This is a genomic window from Streptomyces sp. SAI-127 (assembly GCF_029894425.1).
GTDB lineage: Bacteria > Actinomycetota > Actinomycetes > Streptomycetales > Streptomycetaceae > Streptomyces.
Map to the genome: position 1 here is coordinate 7,656,477 of NZ_JARXYJ010000001.1, position 15,430 is coordinate 7,671,906.

Here is a 15,430-nt window from a genome sequence, read left to right on the forward strand (position 1 = left end):
GACCCGGCGGTGCGTACGGCCCGCGCCGGACCTGAGAGGGCCCCTTGAGTCAGAGTCGACACGTCCCGGTGATGCTCCAGCGGTGCCTGGACCTGTTGGCCCCCGCTCTCGAGCGGCCCGGAGCGGTGGTCGTCGACTGCACGCTCGGCCTCGGCGGTCACAGCGAGGCACTGCTCCAGCGGTTCCCCGAGGCCCGGCTCGTCGCCCTCGACCGCGACAAGGAGGCCCTGCGCCTGTCCGGCGAGCGGCTCGCGCCCTTCGGCGAGCGTGCCACCCTCGTCCACGCGGTCTACGACGAGCTCCCCGACGTCCTCGACAGGCTCGGCATCGCGCGCGTGCAGGGTGTCCTCTTCGACCTCGGTGTCTCCTCCATGCAACTCGACGAGGCCGACCGGGGCTTCGCCTACGCCCAGGACGCCCCCCTCGACATGCGGATGGACCAGACGACCGGCATGAGCGCCGCCGAGGTTCTGAACACCTACCCGCCGGGCGAACTCGTCCGGATCCTCAGGGCGTACGGCGAGGAGAAGCAGGCCAAGCGGATCGTGTCCGCGATCGTGCGTGAGCGCGAGAAGGAGCCCTTCTCGCACAGCGCCCGGCTCGTCGAGCTGATCAGGAACTCCCTGCCGCAGGCCGCCAAGCGCACCGGCGGCAACCCGGCCAAGCGCACCTTCCAGGCCCTGCGCATCGAGGTCAACGGCGAACTCTCCGTCCTGGAGCGGGCGATCCCGGCCGCGGTGAAGTCGCTCGCCGTGGGCGGCCGGATCGCCGTGCTGTCGTATCACTCGCTGGAGGACCGGCTGGTCAAGCAGGTCTTCGCGGCCGGCGCCGCCACCACCGCCCCGCCCGGACTGCCCGTCGTCCCCGAGCAGTACCAGCCCCGGCTCAAGCTGCTCACGCGCGGTGCCGAACTTCCCACCGAGGAAGAGATCGCCGAGAACCGGCGGGCCGCACCGGCGCGATGCAGGGGCGCCGAGCGAATCAGGGAGTCCATCGAGTGAAGTGCGTGAAGTGCGTGAGGCGCGCAAGTGAGTGGGGAAACCGGACTCACTGGAGGGTGAGTGAGTAGGAAACCCGAACTGAGGGGGAGGGCGGCCCGTCTCGCGCGCCTGTTCCCCGGCCCGACGGGCTCCGGACAGGCGGCCCGCACCCCCTTCGTGCTCCTCGTGGTCCTCCTCCTCGGCGGCGGCCTCATCGGGCTGCTGGTGCTGAACTCCGCCCTCAGCGAAGGGTCGTTCAAGCTCACCGACCTCCAGAGGGAGACGAAGGGCCTCACCGACGAGCAACAGGGGCTCCAACGGGACATCGACGCCTACTCCGCGCCCGAGGCCCTGGTGCGCCGGGCCCGTGAACTCGGCATGGTGCCCGGCGGAGATCCGGCCTTCCTGGACCCCGACGGCACCGTCAAGGGTGTCCCGTCCCCCGCCTCCGGTGCCGAACAGGCCTCCTTCCAGATGCCGCTCGTCCTCGCCCCCGAGGTGATCGACAGCGCGACCGTCCCGACGCCGGCGGCCGACCCCACCCCGACGGAGACCGTCGTCACAGCGACCGAGGCCGCGCCCTCGGTCGTCCCGCCCCCCACGACCCCGACCCCCGGCAGGTGACGGAAGTGTCCGACGATTTCGGCAGGCAACCGCCGCGCCGCCGCGTGCCCGGACCGGCGCGCCCCGAGCGCTCCGCCCGCCCCGTCGGCCGACCGCGCCCGGGCCCCGGAGCCCGCCCGGGCCGCCGCCCCTCGGCGCCCCGCTCCGCGGCCCCCAAGACCATCCGCCTGGGCAGCCCCCGCCCCCGGCTGCGCCTGGTCGGCCTCGCGCTGACGCTGGTGCTGGCCGCCTTCGTCGTACGACTGCTCCAGGTGCAGGCCGTCGACGCGAGCACGTACGCCGCCAAGGCCGAGCAGAACCGGTACGTCGGCTACACGCTGGCCGCCGAGCGCGGCGGGATCACCGACCGCGACGGCGTGGCCCTCGCGACCAGCGAGGACGCGTACGACATCACGGCCGACCCCACGCTGTTCACCCGCAAGGAACTGAAGATCGACGACGGCCCCGAGCAGGCCGCCGCCCTGCTCGCCCCGATCCTGGGGCAGGACCAGGAGACGATCGTCAAGAAGCTGCGGCCCAGGGACAGGAAACTCCGCTACGCGCTGCTCGCCAGCCGCCAGACCCCGCAGGTCTGGAAGCAGATCAAGGACCTGAAGTCCGCGCTCGCCACCAAGAGCGAGACCGACCCGGGCACGGCCAACGTCCTCGCGGGCGTCCTGTCCGTGCCCACCACCAAGCGCGTGTACCCGAACGGCGATCTCGCCGCCGGGATACTGGGCTGGGTCAACGCCGACGGCAAGGGCGGCGGCGGTGTCGAACAGCAGCTGAACTCCCTGCTGGCGGGCAAGGACGGCAAGATCCGCTACGCCCAGTCCGGCGGCCGCCAGGTGCCCACCGTGGGCTCCACCGAGACCCCCGCGGTGCCCGGCAGCGACGTCGAGCTCACCATCGACCGTGACATCCAGTGGGCCGCCCAGCAGGCCATCACCGACCAGGTGAAGGAGTCCAAGGCGGACCGCGGGTACGTGATAGTGCAGGACACGCAGACCGGCCAGGTTCTCGCCATGGCCAACTCGCCCGGCTTCGACCCCAACGACCTGTCCAAGGCGAGCTCGGTGAACATGGGCAACGCGGCCCTCCAGGACGCCTACGAACCCGGTTCCACCGCCAAGGTCATGTCCATGGCCGCCGTACTGGAACAGGGCGTCGCCACCCCGCTCACGCATGTGATCGTGCCCAACCGGCTGCACCGCGGTGACCGGCTCTTCAAGGACGACATCGACCACGAGACCTGGTACCTCACGCTCAACGGCGTGCTCGCCAAGTCCAGCAACATCGGCACCATCCTGGCGACCGGCCAGCTCGGCAAGACCCAGGCGCAGGCCAACCAGGTCCTCTACTCCTACCTGCACAAATTCGGCCTCGGCCGCTACTCCGGTCTCGACTTCCCCGGCGAGACCCCGGGCATCCTCGCCAAGCCCTCGGACTGGTCGACCTCGCAGCAGTACACGATTCCTTTCGGCCAAGGCGTGTCCCTCAACGCGATGCAGGCCGCGTCCGTCTACTCGACGATCGCCAACGGCGGCGTCCGCGTCGAACCCACGCTCGTGCGCGGCACGAAGGGACCCGACGGGAGCTTCACACCCGCCGCGAAGCCCAAGGAGACAAGGGTCGTCAGCGCCAGGACGGCCAAGACGCTGGCCCGGATGCTGGAGTCGGTCGTGGACGACGAGGAGGGCACCGGCACCAAGGCGCGCATCCCCGGCTACCGGGTCGCGGGCAAGACAGGCACGGCCAACCGCGTGGATCCGGCCACCGGCAAGTACAAGGGCTACACCTCGTCGTTCGCCGGCTTCGCGCCCGCCGACAAGCCCCGGATCACCGTCTACTGCGCCATCCAGAACGCCACCAGCGGCAGTTACTTCGGCGGCCAGATCTGCGGACCCGTCTACAAGCAGGTCATGGAGTTCGCCCTGAAGACCCTGCAGGTGCCGCCGACGGGGGCGAAGGCCCCGAAACTGCCCGTCACCTACACACCCTGATCAGCACCACCTCAGCACCTCATCAGCAGCTCGGAAAGGCCACCAGGAACCACCTCGTGACGACGATCACCTCCGATTCCGGGAACCAAGGCACCCCCCGCCCCTCACTTCGCTCCAAGGCGGGTGCGCCCGGTACGCTCACCGCCGTGCCACACGCTGATCAGTCCCAAACCACCCAGAAGGGCGCACCCGTGACATTTCCCGGACCGCCCCGGCCGGTCCGGGTCTCCGCAACACCCCTCGCGGAGCTCGCCGACCAGCTGGGTGCCGAGCAGCCGGGGAACGCCGCGCAGGTCACGGGCATCACCCATGACTCGCGTGCCGTCCGCCCCGGCGACCTGTACGCCGCCCTCCCGGGCGCCCGCCTGCACGGCGCCGACTTCGTCACCCAGGCCGTCGGCCTCGGCGCGGTCGCGGTGCTGACCGACCCGACGGGCGCCGAGCGCGCCACCGCGACCGGGCTCCCGGTGCTGGTCGTCGAGGACCCACGCGCGCGCATGGGCGAACTGGCGACCACGATCTACGGTCACCCCGGTCGGGACCTGCTGCAGATCGGCATCACCGGCACCTCCGGCAAGACCACCACGGCGTACCTCGTCGAGGGCGGTCTCAAAGGGGTCAGGTCCACCGGTCTGATCGGCACCGTCGAGATGCGCATCGGCGACGAGCGCATCAAGTCCGAGCGCACCACGCCCGAAGCCACCGACCTCCAGGCCCTGTTCGCGGTCATGCGCGAGCGCGGGGTCGAGGCGGTCGCCATGGAGGTCTCCAGCCACGCGCTGGTCCTCGGCCGGGTCGACGGCTGCGTCTTCGACATCGGCGTCTTCACCAACCTCAGCCCGGAGCACATGGAGTTCCACTCCGGCATGGAGGACTACTTCCAGGCCAAGGCGCAGTTGTTCACGCCGAAACGCAGCCGTCTCGGCGTGGTCAACCTCGACGACGAGTACGGACGCCGGCTCGTCAAGGAGGCCGCGGTCCCGGTCGTCACCTTCTCCGCCGAGGGCCACCCCGACGCCGACTGGCGCGCCGCGGACGTCCAGGTCGGCCCGATGGACTCGACGTTCACCGCGATCGGCCCCAAGGACGAGCGGATCTCCGCCAGGTCGCCGCTGCCGGGGCCCTTCAACGTCGCGAACACCCTCGCCGCGATCGTCGCCCTGGCCGCCGCGGGCCTCGACCCGCAGACCGCCGCCGACGGAATCGCCGCGGTGCCGGGCGTGCCGGGCCGGCTGGAGCGCGTGGACGCCGGACAGCCCTACCTCGCGGTCGTGGACTACGCCCACAAGACGGACGCCGTCGAGTCGGTGCTCAAGGCGCTCCGCAAGGTCACCGAGGGCCGGCTGCACGTCGTGCTGGGCTGTGGAGGCGACCGCGACAGGACCAAGCGCGGTCCGATGGGCGCCGCCGTGGCCCGCCTCGCCGACACCGCCGTACTGACCTCCGACAACCCCCGCTCCGAAGACCCCCTCGCGATTCTCGCAACCATGCTCGAGGGCGCGGCGTCCGTGCCAGTACACGAGCGCGGCGAGGTCCAGGTCTTCGAGGACCGGGCCGCCGCGATCGCCGCCGCCGTCGCCCGCGCGCGGCCGGGCGACACCGTACTGGTCGCCGGGAAGGGCCACGAGCAGGGCCAGGACATCGCCGGGGTGGTCCGTCCCTTCGACGACCGCCAGGTGCTTCGAGAAGCCATCCAGAAGACCCAGGGATGAACTTGTGATCGCCCTCTCTCTCGCCGAGACCGCCTCAGTCGTCGGCGGGCAGACGCACGACATACCGGATCCGTCGGTGCTGGTGCACGGGCCCGTCGTCATCGACTCCCGGCAGGTGAAGGACGGCAGTCTGTTCGCCGCCTTCGTGGGGGAGCGCGTCGACGGCCACGACTACGCCGAACAAGCCGTCCGGGCCGGGGCGGTGGCCGTGCTGGCCCAGCGCCCCGTCGGCGTGCCCGCGATCGTCGTCGAGGACGTCCAGACGGCCCTCGGCGCCCTCGCGCGTCATGTCGTACGACGGCTCGGCGCGACCCTCGTCGCCCTCACCGGATCCGCCGGCAAGACCAGCACCAAGGACCTGATCGCCCAGGTGCTCCAGCGCAAGGCGCCGACGGTGTTCACGCCGGGCTCGCTCAACAACGAGATCGGCCTGCCGCTCACCGCGCTCACCGCCACTGAGGACACCAGGTTCCTCGTGCTGGAGATGGGCGCCCGCGGCATCGGCCACATCAGTTACCTCACGGATCTGACGCCCCCGCAGGTCGGCCTGGTCCTCAATGTCGGCTCCGCGCACATCGGTGAGTTCGGCGGCCGCGAGCAGATCGCGCAGGCCAAGGGTGAACTCGTGGAAGCCCTGCCGTCGGCACAGGAGGGGGGCGCGGCGATTCTCAACGCCGACGATCCTCTCGTACGTGCGATGGCATCCCGTACGAAGGCGAAGGTGATCCTCTTCGGAGAGTCCGACGAAGCGGACGTTCGCGCCGAGAACGTACGACTCACGGACAGCGGACAGCCTGCCTTCATGCTTCACACACCCTCCGGTGCAAGCGAAGTGACCATGCGCCTGTACGGTGAGCACCACGTGTCGAACGCGCTCGCCGCGGCCGCCGTCGCCCATGAGCTGGGCATGTCCGCAAGTGAGATCGCCACCGCGCTCTCCGAGGCGGGCTCCCTCTCCCGCTGGCGTATGGAGGTCACCGAGCGCCCGGACGGCGTGACCATCGTCAACGACGCCTACAACGCGAACCCCGAGTCCATGCGAGCGGCCTTGCGCGCGCTCGCGGCGATGGGCAAGGGGCGGCGGACCTGGGCGGTGCTCGGCAAGATGGCCGAGCTCGGGGACGAGGCGCTCGCCGAGCACGACGCGGTCGGACGGCTCGCCGTCCGGCTCAATGTCGGCAAGCTCGTCGCGGTCGGGGGCAGGGAAGCGTCCTGGCTGCAACTGGGCGCATATAACGAGGGTTCGTGGGGTGAGGAGTCGGTGCACGTGTCCGACGCACAGGCGGCGGTCGACCTGCTGCGCAGTGAATTGCGCCCGGGAGACGTCGTCCTCGTGAAGGCGTCCCGTTCGGTCGGCCTGGAGAGCGTCGCCCAGGCGCTGGTCGATGCCGAGGGTGAGGTTGCCGCCCGATGATGAAGCAGATCCTGTTCTCAGGAGTCATCGGCCTCTTTCTGACCCTGGTCGGCACCCCGCTGCTGATCAAGCTGCTCGCGCGCAAGGGTTACGGCCAGTACATCCGGGACGACGGTCCCCGTGAGCACGCCAGCAAGCGCGGTACGCCGACCATGGGCGGTATCGCCTTCATCCTGGCGACGGTCGCCGCCTACTTCCTGTCCAAGGTCATCACCGGCTACCCCCCGACCTACTCGGGCCTGCTGGTGCTCGGCCTGATGTGCGGCATGGGCCTGGTCGGCTTCCTCGACGACTACATCAAGATCGTCAAGCGGCGTTCGCTGGGCCTGCGGGCCAAGGCGAAGATGGCCGGCCAGCTGATCGTCGGCATCAGCTTCGCGGTGCTCGCGCTCATGTTCCCGGACGTTCGCGGCAACACCCCGGCTTCCACCAAGCTGTCGTTCATCACCGACTTCGGCTGGAAGATCGGCCCGATCCTGTTCGTGGTCTGGGCGCTGTTCATGATCCTCGCGATGTCGAACGGTGTGAACCTCACCGACGGTCTGGACGGCCTCGCCACCGGCGCCTCGGTCCTCGTCTTCGGCGCCTACACGTTCATCGGCGTCTGGCAGTTCCAGGAGTCCTGCGCCAACGCGGGCACCCTGACCAACCCGAACGCCTGTTACGAGGTGCGAGATCCGCTGGACCTCGCGGTGATCGCCTCCGCGCTGATGGGTGCCTGCCTCGGCTTCCTGTGGTGGAACACCTCGCCGGCCAAGGTCTTCATGGGCGACACCGGTTCGCTCGCCCTCGGCGGTGTCCTCACGGGCCTGGCGATCCTGTCCCGCACGGAGCTCCTGGTCGCCATCATGGGCGGTCTGTTCGTCCTCATCACCATGTCCGTCGTCATCCAGGTCGGCTCCTTCCGGATGACGGGCAAGCGGGTCTTCCGGATGGCACCGCTGCAGCACCACTTCGAACTCAAGGGCTGGTCAGAAGTCCTCATCGTGGTCCGTTTCTGGATCATCCAGGGCATCTGTGTGATCGTCGGCCTGGGTCTCTTCTACGCGGGATGGGCAGCAGAAAAGTGACCTCCTCGGAGCCCTTGGACTGGCAGGGCAGGCACGTCACCGTCGCCGGACTCGGTGTCTCCGGCATCCCGGCGGCCAAGGTGCTGCACGCGCGCGGGGCGAACGTCACGGTCGTCAACGACGGCGACGACGCACGCGCGCGTGAGCAGGCCGCCGAGTTGGAGGCGCTCGGCATCACCGTGCGCCTCGGTGACGGTGCGACCCTGCCCGAGGGCACCGAACTCGTCGTCACCGCACCCGGCTGGAAGCCGGACAAGCCGCTGTTCGCGGCGGCCCGTGCGGCCGGCCTGGAGATCTGGGGCGATGTCGAACTCGCCTGGCGGCTCAGGGGCCCCGACGCGGCTCCCTGGCTCGCGATCACCGGCACCAACGGCAAGACGACCACCACCCAGATGCTCGCGTCGATCCTGAAGGCCGCGGGGCTGCGCACCGCCGCCGTCGGCAACATCGGCGTCTCCCTGCTGGACGCGGTGCTCGGCGACGAGCAGTACGACGTCCTGGCCGTGGAGTTGTCGAGCTATCAGCTCCACTGGGCGCCCTCCCTGCGCGCCCACTCCGCCGCCGTGCTGAACCTGGCGCCGGACCACCTGGACTGGCACGGCTCCATGGAGGCGTACGCCGCCGACAAGGGCCGCGTCTACGAGGGCAATCGGGTCGCCTGCGTCTACAACGTCGCCGACAAGGCCACCGAGGACCTGGTGCGCGCGGCGGACGTCGAGGAGGGCTGCCGGGCCGTCGGCTTCACCCTCGGCACCCCCGGACTGTCCCAACTCGGCGTCGTCGAGGGCATCCTGGTCGACCGCGCCTTCGTCGAGGACCGGCACAAGAACGCCCAGGAACTCGCCGAGATCTCCGACGTCAATCCGCCCGCCCCGCACAACATCGCCAACGCCCTTGCGGCGGCGGCCCTCGCACGCGCATTCGGGGTGCCCGCCAGGGCCGTACGGGACGGGCTTCGGGACTTCACGCCGGACGCCCACCGCATCGCCCACGTGGCCGACGTGGACGCGGTCGCGTACGTCGACGACTCCAAGGCCACCAACACCCACGCGGCGGAAGCCTCGTTGGCGGCCTACGAGTCGATCGTCTGGATCGCGGGCGGGCTCGCCAAGGGCGCGACCTTCGACGAACTGGTCGCCAAGTCGGCGAAGCGACTTCGCGGTGTCGTGCTGATCGGCCAGGACCGCGCCCTGATCCGTGAAGCCCTCGCGCGACACGCCCCGGAAGTACCCGTGGTGGACCTCGACCGGACCGACACTGGGGCGATGCTCGCGGCTGTCCAGGAGGCTTCGCGCCTCGCCGTCGCAGGGGACACGGTGCTGCTGGCCCCGGCCTGCGCCTCGATGGACATGTTCGCCAACTACAACAAGCGCGGTGACGCGTTCGCGGAGGCGGTTCGCGAACTCGGCTCCTGACCGACGTAGCGGAGGCGTTGATGCCCAGTAGCCGTACCGGCAGGCCGCCCGTGCAGCGGGCGTCCCGGCGCCCCGCCGTCTCCCGGCCCGCGCGCGAGAACCCCGTACAACGGCTCTGCACGCGCGCGCGCAAGGCCTGGGACCGGCCGCTGACCGCCTACTACCTCATCCTCGGCGGCAGCCTGCTGATCACCGTGCTCGGTCTGGTGATGGTCTACTCGGCCTCCCAGATCACGGCTCTGCAGATGTCCCTGCCGGGATCCTTCTTCTTCCGCAAGCAGTTCCTGGCCGCCGTCATCGGCACCGTACTGCTGCTGATCGCCTCCCGGATGCCGGTCAAGCTGCACCGGGCGCTCGCCTACCCGATCCTGGCGGGCGCGGTCTTCCTGATGGCCCTGGTGCAGGTGCCGGGGATAGGGATGTCGGTCAACGGCAACCAGAACTGGATCTCGCTCGGCGGTTCCTTCCAGATCCAGCCCAGCGAGTTCGGCAAGCTGGCGCTCGTGCTGTGGGCGGCCGACCTGCTCGCCCGCAAGCAGGACAAGAAGCTGCTGACCCAGTGGAAGCACATGCTGGTGCCGCTCGTCCCGGTCGCCTTCCTGCTGCTCGGGCTGATCATGCTCGGCGGCGACATGGGTACGGCGATCATCCTGACGGCGATCCTGTTCGGCCTGCTGTGGCTCGCGGGGGCACCGACCCGGCTGTTCGTGGGGGTGCTGTCGGTCGCCGCGTTCATCGGGTTCGTCCTCATCAAGACCAGCCCCAACCGCATGGCCCGGCTCGCCTGCATCGGCGCCACCGAGCCCAAGTCCGGCGCCGCCGACTGCTGGCAGGCCGTGCACGGAATCTACGCCCTCGCCTCCGGCGGAATCTTTGGCTCCGGGCTCGGTGCGAGTGTGGAAAAATGGGGTCAACTCCCCGAAGCCCACACCGACTTCATCTTCGCCGTCACCGGTGAGGAACTGGGCCTCGCGGGGACGCTGTCGGTACTCGCCCTCTTCGCGGCTCTAGGCTATGCGGGTATCCGCGTGGCCGGACGCACGGAGGACCCCTTCGTCAGGTATGCCGCGGGAGGCGTGACCACCTGGATCACCGCTCAGGCTGTGATCAACATCGGTGCGGTGCTCGGTCTGCTGCCGATCGCCGGTGTCCCGCTCCCGCTGTTCTCCTACGGAGGTTCCGCCCTGCTGCCGACCATGTTCGCCGTCGGGCTGCTGATCGCGTTCGCGCGTGACGACCCCGCCGCGCGGGCGGCGCTTTCGATGCGGCAACCCCGCTTTGGTAGAAAGCGGGCGGGAGGCGCCGTGCCGGCACGGGGGCCTCGGAGATGGAACACGATGAGACGGCGCGCCCCATCGGCGCGTTCGTCCGGAGAGCGGTGAATTTCGGTGCATGTCGTACTCGCCGGTGGGGGGACCGCCGGCCACATCGAGCCCGCGCTCGCCCTCGCGGACGCCCTGCGCAGGCAGGACCCGAGCGTGGGGATCACGGCTCTGGGCACGGAACGGGGGCTGGAGACCAAACTCGTCCCACAGCGCGGCTACGAGCTCGCGCTGATCCCGGCCGTCCCGCTGCCTCGTAAGCCCACTCCCGAGCTGATCACCGTGCCGGGCCGGCTGCGCGGCACGATCAAGGCCACCGAGCAGATCCTGGAGCGCACCAAGGCCGACGCCGTCGTCGGCTTCGGCGGCTATGTGGCGCTGCCCGCCTACCTCGCCGCCAAGCGGCTCGGTGTGCCGATCGTGATCCACGAGGCCAATGCCCGCCCCGGCCTCGCCAACAAGATCGGTTCCCGGTACGCCGCCCAGGTCGCCGTCGCCACGCCGGACAGCAAGCTGCGCAACTCCCGCTACATCGGCATCCCGCTGCGCCACACCATCGCCACCCTGGACCGGGCCGCCGCCCGCCCCGAGGCCCGGCACATGTTCGGCCTCGACCCGAACCTGCCGACCCTGCTGGTCTCCGGCGGCTCGCAGGGCGCCCGGCGCCTCAACGAGGTGGTCCAGCAGGTCGCGCCCTGGCTCCAGCAGGCCGGGATCCAGATCCTGCACGCGGTCGGCCCGAAGAACGAACTGCCGCACGTACAGCAGATGCCGGGAATGCCCCCCTACATCCCGGTAAGTTACCTGGACCGGATGGACCTCGCGTACGCCGCGGCCGACATGATGCTCTGCCGCGCGGGGGCGATGACCGTCGCCGAACTCTCCGCCGTCGGGCTGCCGGCCGCCTACGTCCCGCTGCCCATCGGCAACGGAGAACAGCGGCTGAACGCCCAGCCGGTGGTCAAGGCCGGCGGCGGACTGCTGGTCGACGACGCGGAACTGACGCCGGACTGGGTCCGGGCCAACGTCCTGCCCGTGCTCGCCGACCCGCACCGGCTGTACGAGATGTCCCGCGCCGCCGCCGAGTTCGGCCGCCGGGACGCCGACGAGCTGCTCGTCGGCATGGTGTACGAGGCGATCGCCTCCCACCGACGCCAGTAGCCAGGAAAAGGGAGTGGGCGTGGCCGGATCGACGACCGCCGAGCGCGGTGAACGCCAGCAGGAGTCGTCCGGCCCGCCCCCCGCCCGGCGGTTGAGGGTGCGTCGGCTTCGTACGATCATCATTCTTGCCGTCGCGCTCGTGCTTCTTTCCGCGGGCACCGTCTGGCTGTTGTACGGCTCCCAGTGGCTGCGCGTCGAGCGCGTGTCGGTCTCGGGAACCAGGGTGCTGACTCCGGGGCAGGTCCGCGAGGCCGCCGACGTCCCGGTCGGATCGCCGCTGATTTCCGTCGACACCGATGCGATTGAGGCACGACTGCTCCGGAAATTGCCCCGAATTGACTCAGTTGATGTCGCTCGTTCCTGGCCCGACGGAATCGGGCTGAAAGTGACCGAGCGTACTCCGGTTCTGCTTGTCCAAAAGGGCGGAAACTTCGTCGAAGTGGACGATGAAGGCGTCCGATTCGCCACGGTTTCTGAGGCCCCCAAAGGCGTCCCGGCGCTGGAATTGACGCTCTCCCCGCCGGACTCCCGTGCCGCGAGCCTGCGCCGCTTCGGCGAGGCCCGGCTCGTGCGCGAAGCGGTGCGCGTGGCGGGTGACATTCCGGCCGCCGTCGCGCACGCGACCCGTTCCGTCAAGGTGCGTTCGTACGACGACATCTCCCTGGAGTTGGAGGGCGGCCGTACCGTCGCCTGGGGGAGCAGCGAGAAAGGTGCCGCGAAGGCCCGTACGCTCGCCGCTCTCATGAAAGCCACTCCCGATGCGCGGCACTTCGACGTCAGCGTCCCCACAGCCCCTGCGTCATCGGGGAGTTGACGCACATCAGCGCAGGCCAGCACCCTGGTTGGGCACTGCTACGGCTGATCACATAGGGTGAAAAGAAAAACGGGAGGTTCGGCGTGTTCGTTGAACGTGCGCCACTTGTCGACTTAGTGTCCTGTTCAGAAGACTCCAGGGAACAGACACACTGGTAACCCTAAACTTCAGCGTTAGGGTTCGGGTCGGCGCTACGGACCGTCCCATTCGGCATCAGTCGGCGGATCGCGAGGCATCAGTGCCCCGTTGGTTCGGCGACACGTAACTCGAGGCGAGAGGCCTTCGACGTGGCAGCACCGCAGAACTACCTCGCAGTCATCAAAGTCATCGGTGTCGGCGGCGGTGGTGTCAATGCCATCAACCGGATGATCGAGGTCGGTCTCAAGGGCGTCGAGTTCATCGCCATCAACACCGACGCGCAGGCGCTGTTGATGAGCGACGCCGACGTCAAACTCGACGTCGGCCGCGAACTCACCCGCGGACTCGGCGCCGGAGCCAACCCGGCCGTGGGCCGCAAGGCCGCCGAGGACCACCGCGAGGAGATCGAGGAGGTCCTCAAGGGGGCTGACATGGTCTTCGTGACGGCCGGTGAAGGCGGCGGCACCGGCACCGGCGGCGCGCCCGTCGTGGCCAACATCGCACGCACCCTGGGCGCCCTCACCATCGGCGTGGTCACGCGCCCGTTCACCTTCGAGGGACGGCGCCGCGCCAACCAGGCCGAGGACGGCATCGCCGAACTCCGCGAAGAGGTCGACACCCTCATCGTCATCCCCAACGACCGGCTGCTGTCCATCTCGGACCGTCAGGTCTCCGTCCTCGACGCCTTCAAGTCGGCGGACCAGGTCCTGCTCTCCGGTGTCCAGGGCATCACCGACCTCATCACCACGCCCGGTCTGATCAACCTCGACTTCGCCGACGTCAAGTCGGTCATGTCCGAGGCCGGTTCGGCGCTCATGGGCATCGGCTCGGCCCGCGGCGACGACCGCGCGGTGGCCGCCGCCGAGATGGCGATCTCCTCGCCGCTCCTGGAGGCGTCCATCGACGGCGCCCGCGGTGTGCTGCTCTCCATCTCCGGCGGCTCCGACCTCGGCCTGTTCGAGATCAACGAAGCGGCTCAGCTGGTCAGCGAGGCCGCCCACCCCGAGGCCAACATCATCTTCGGTGCGGTCATCGACGACGCCCTCGGCGACGAGGTCCGCGTCACCGTGATCGCCGCCGGCTTCGACGGGGGACAGCCGCCGACCCGTCGGGAGACGGTCATGGGTTCGTCCTCGAACTCGGCCCGCCGCGAGGAGCCCACTCCGGTACGGCAGACCGAGAGCCGCCCGTCCTTCGGCTCGCTCGGCAGCGTCACGCCGAAGGAGGACCCGGAGCCCGCGCCCGAGCCGGTCGCCGACCTTCCGGTCCCCCCGCCGGTCCCGCCGTCGCGGAGCTACACCGACAGCTCGGCCGAGGAGCTGGACGTGCCGGACTTCCTGAAGTGATAGGACGGCGCGAGAGCGTGAGCGGCGCGCACTTCGCCTTCACCGACCGGTGGGGCGGGGTGAGCGCCGCTCCGTATGAGGAGCTCAACCTCGGCGGGGCGGTCGGCGACGACCCCGAGGCCGTGGGGACCAATCGTGAACTGGCCGCCAAGTCGCTCGGTCTCGATCCCGACCGGGTGGTCTGGATGAACCAGGTGCACGGGGCGGACGCCGTGGTGGTCTCCGCGCCGTGGGGCGAGCGGCCGGTGCCCCAGGTCGACGCGCTCGTCACCGCCGAACGCGGTCTCGCCCTCGCCGTCCTCACCGCGGACTGCACGCCGGTGCTGCTAGCCGACCCGGTCGCCGGGATCGCCGCGGCGGCCCACGCGGGCCGGCCCGGCATGGTCGCCGGAGTCGTCCCCGCCGCGCTACGCGCGATGACGGAACTCGGCGCCGATCCCGCCCGGATCGTCGCCCGCACCGGACCCGCCGTCTGCGGCAAGTGCTACGAAGTGCCCGAGGAGATGCGCGCCGACGTCGCCGCCGTCGAACCCGCGGCGCACGCCGAGACGAGTTGGGGCACGCCCTCGGTCGACGTGACCGCCGGAGTGCACGCGCAACTCGACCGGCTCGGGGTGCGCGACCGGCAGCAGTCGCCGGTGTGCACGCTGGAATCGGGCGACCACTTCTCGTATCGCCGCGATCGCACCACGGGGCGACTCGCGGGATATGTCTGGCTGGACTGATGGGGCATGACGGACCGTAAGGACGAACTCGCCGCAAATCTGGCGAAGGTGGAGCAGCGCATCGCCGCCGCGTGCGCGGCTGCCGGGCGGGCGCGGGAAGAGGTGACCCTCATCGTGGTCACCAAGACCTATCCCGCGAGCGACGTGCGGATGCTGTCGGAGCTCGGCGTGCGTCATGTCGCCGAGAACAAGGACCAGGACGCGGCGCCCAAGGCTGCCGAATGTTCGGATCTGCCGCTTACCTGGCACTTTGTCGGTCAGTTGCAGACCAACAAAGTGCGATCTGTGGTCGGTTACGCGGATCTCGTGCAGTCCGTCGATCGTTCCAAGCTGGTGACGGCTCTTTCGAAGGAGGCCGTGAAGGCCGGGCGCGAAGTGGGATGCCTCATCCAGGTCGCGCTCGACGCCGGTGCGAGCGAGCGAGGGGAGCGGGGCGGCGTGGCGCCGGGCGGAATCGGGGAGTTGGCCGATCTTGTGGCCGGGGCTCCGGGGTTGCGGCTCGACGGGCTGATGACCGTCGCTCCGCTCACCGGGGAGTACGCGGGACGCGAACAGGCGGCATTCGAGCGGTTGATGGATTTGTCGACCGACCTGCGCCGAGCCCATCAGGCTGCGAACATGGTCTCGGCAGGGATGAGTGCGGACCTCGAACAGGCCGTGGCGGCAGGGGCGACACATGTGCGCGTCGGCACCGCGGTACTCGGAGTCCGCCCCAGGCTCGGGTAAC

13 protein-coding genes are annotated in these 15,430 nt (G+C 69.9%); all 13 read left to right on the forward strand.

Features of this window, described 5'->3' with window-relative positions:
- Positions 1 to 44: 44 nt before the first annotated feature.
- The 13 genes from rsmH to M2157_RS35240 all read left to right on the forward strand — a co-directional run bounded on the left by rsmH (position 45) and on the right by M2157_RS35240 (position 15,429).
- Positions 45 to 1,001: a 16S rRNA (cytosine(1402)-N(4))-methyltransferase RsmH gene (rsmH, locus tag M2157_RS35180; protein ID WP_280867238.1), complete on the forward strand. Its 957-nt coding sequence runs from the start codon at positions 45 to 47 to the stop codon at positions 999 to 1,001.
- Between the two features lie 60 nt (positions 1,002 to 1,061).
- Positions 1,062 to 1,604: a hypothetical protein gene (locus M2157_RS35185; protein WP_280867239.1), complete on the forward strand. Its 543-nt coding sequence runs from the start codon at positions 1,062 to 1,064 to the stop codon at positions 1,602 to 1,604.
- Positions 1,605 to 1,609: 5 nt separating this feature from the next.
- A complete protein-coding gene (locus M2157_RS35190; RefSeq protein ID WP_280857021.1) occupies positions 1,610 to 3,586 on the forward strand; it encodes a penicillin-binding protein 2 in 1,977 nt (658 codons plus the stop codon).
- A gap of 191 nt (positions 3,587 to 3,777) precedes the next feature.
- On the forward strand, positions 3,778 to 5,298 hold the full coding sequence (locus M2157_RS35195; RefSeq protein WP_280867240.1) for a UDP-N-acetylmuramoyl-L-alanyl-D-glutamate--2,6-diaminopimelate ligase: 1,521 nt from the start codon (positions 3,778 to 3,780) through the stop codon (positions 5,296 to 5,298).
- Between the two features lie 4 nt (positions 5,299 to 5,302).
- Positions 5,303 to 6,712 carry a UDP-N-acetylmuramoyl-tripeptide--D-alanyl-D-alanine ligase gene (gene murF / locus M2157_RS35200; RefSeq protein WP_280857020.1) on the forward strand — a complete coding sequence of 470 codons (1,410 nt, stop codon included), beginning with the start codon at positions 5,303 to 5,305 and terminating at the stop codon, positions 6,710 to 6,712.
- Positions 6,709 to 7,782 carry a phospho-N-acetylmuramoyl-pentapeptide-transferase gene (gene mraY / locus M2157_RS35205; protein ID WP_280857019.1) on the forward strand — a complete coding sequence of 358 codons (1,074 nt, stop codon included), beginning with the start codon at positions 6,709 to 6,711 and terminating at the stop codon, positions 7,780 to 7,782. Before murF ends, mraY begins: the two co-directional genes overlap by 4 nt.
- Positions 7,764 to 9,197 carry a UDP-N-acetylmuramoyl-L-alanine--D-glutamate ligase gene (gene murD, locus M2157_RS35210; protein WP_280867241.1) on the forward strand — a complete coding sequence of 478 codons (1,434 nt, stop codon included), beginning with the start codon at positions 7,764 to 7,766 and terminating at the stop codon, positions 9,195 to 9,197. The genes mraY and murD overlap by 19 nt, the downstream gene beginning before the upstream one ends.
- 20 nt (positions 9,198 to 9,217) lie before the next feature.
- A complete protein-coding gene (ftsW, locus tag M2157_RS35215; protein WP_280857017.1) occupies positions 9,218 to 10,579 on the forward strand; it encodes a putative lipid II flippase FtsW in 1,362 nt (453 codons plus the stop codon).
- Between the two features lie 6 nt (positions 10,580 to 10,585).
- On the forward strand, positions 10,586 to 11,680 hold the full coding sequence (murG, locus tag M2157_RS35220) for an undecaprenyldiphospho-muramoylpentapeptide beta-N-acetylglucosaminyltransferase (protein WP_057618508.1): 1,095 nt from the start codon (positions 10,586 to 10,588) through the stop codon (positions 11,678 to 11,680).
- A 19-nt stretch (positions 11,681 to 11,699) separates the two neighbouring features.
- A complete protein-coding gene (locus M2157_RS35225; protein WP_280857016.1) occupies positions 11,700 to 12,494 on the forward strand; it encodes an FtsQ-type POTRA domain-containing protein in 795 nt (264 codons plus the stop codon).
- A gap of 287 nt (positions 12,495 to 12,781) precedes the next feature.
- A complete protein-coding gene (gene ftsZ / locus M2157_RS35230; RefSeq protein WP_266525575.1) occupies positions 12,782 to 13,978 on the forward strand; it encodes a cell division protein FtsZ in 1,197 nt (398 codons plus the stop codon).
- Positions 13,975 to 14,703: a peptidoglycan editing factor PgeF gene (pgeF, locus tag M2157_RS35235; RefSeq protein WP_280857014.1), complete on the forward strand. Its 729-nt coding sequence runs from the start codon at positions 13,975 to 13,977 to the stop codon at positions 14,701 to 14,703. The genes ftsZ and pgeF overlap by 4 nt, the downstream gene beginning before the upstream one ends.
- A 6-nt stretch (positions 14,704 to 14,709) precedes the next feature.
- A complete protein-coding gene (locus tag M2157_RS35240) occupies positions 14,710 to 15,429 on the forward strand; it encodes a YggS family pyridoxal phosphate-dependent enzyme (RefSeq protein ID WP_280867242.1) in 720 nt (239 codons plus the stop codon).
- Position 15,430 lies beyond the last annotated feature (1 nt).

Bases quoted from the DNA above. Each gene is read 5' to 3' on its own strand.
- mraY (WP_280857019.1), top strand. From the start codon at position 6,709: ATGATGAAGCAGATCCTGTTCTCAGGAGTCATCGGCCTCTTTCTGACC.
- murD (WP_280867241.1), top strand. From the start codon at position 7,764: ATGGGCAGCAGAAAAGTGACCTCCTCGGAGCCCTTGGACTGGCAGGGC.
- ftsW (WP_280857017.1), top strand. From the start codon at position 9,218: ATGCCCAGTAGCCGTACCGGCAGGCCGCCCGTGCAGCGGGCGTCCCGG.
- M2157_RS35240 (WP_280867242.1), top strand. From the start codon at position 14,710: ATGACGGACCGTAAGGACGAACTCGCCGCAAATCTGGCGAAGGTGGAG.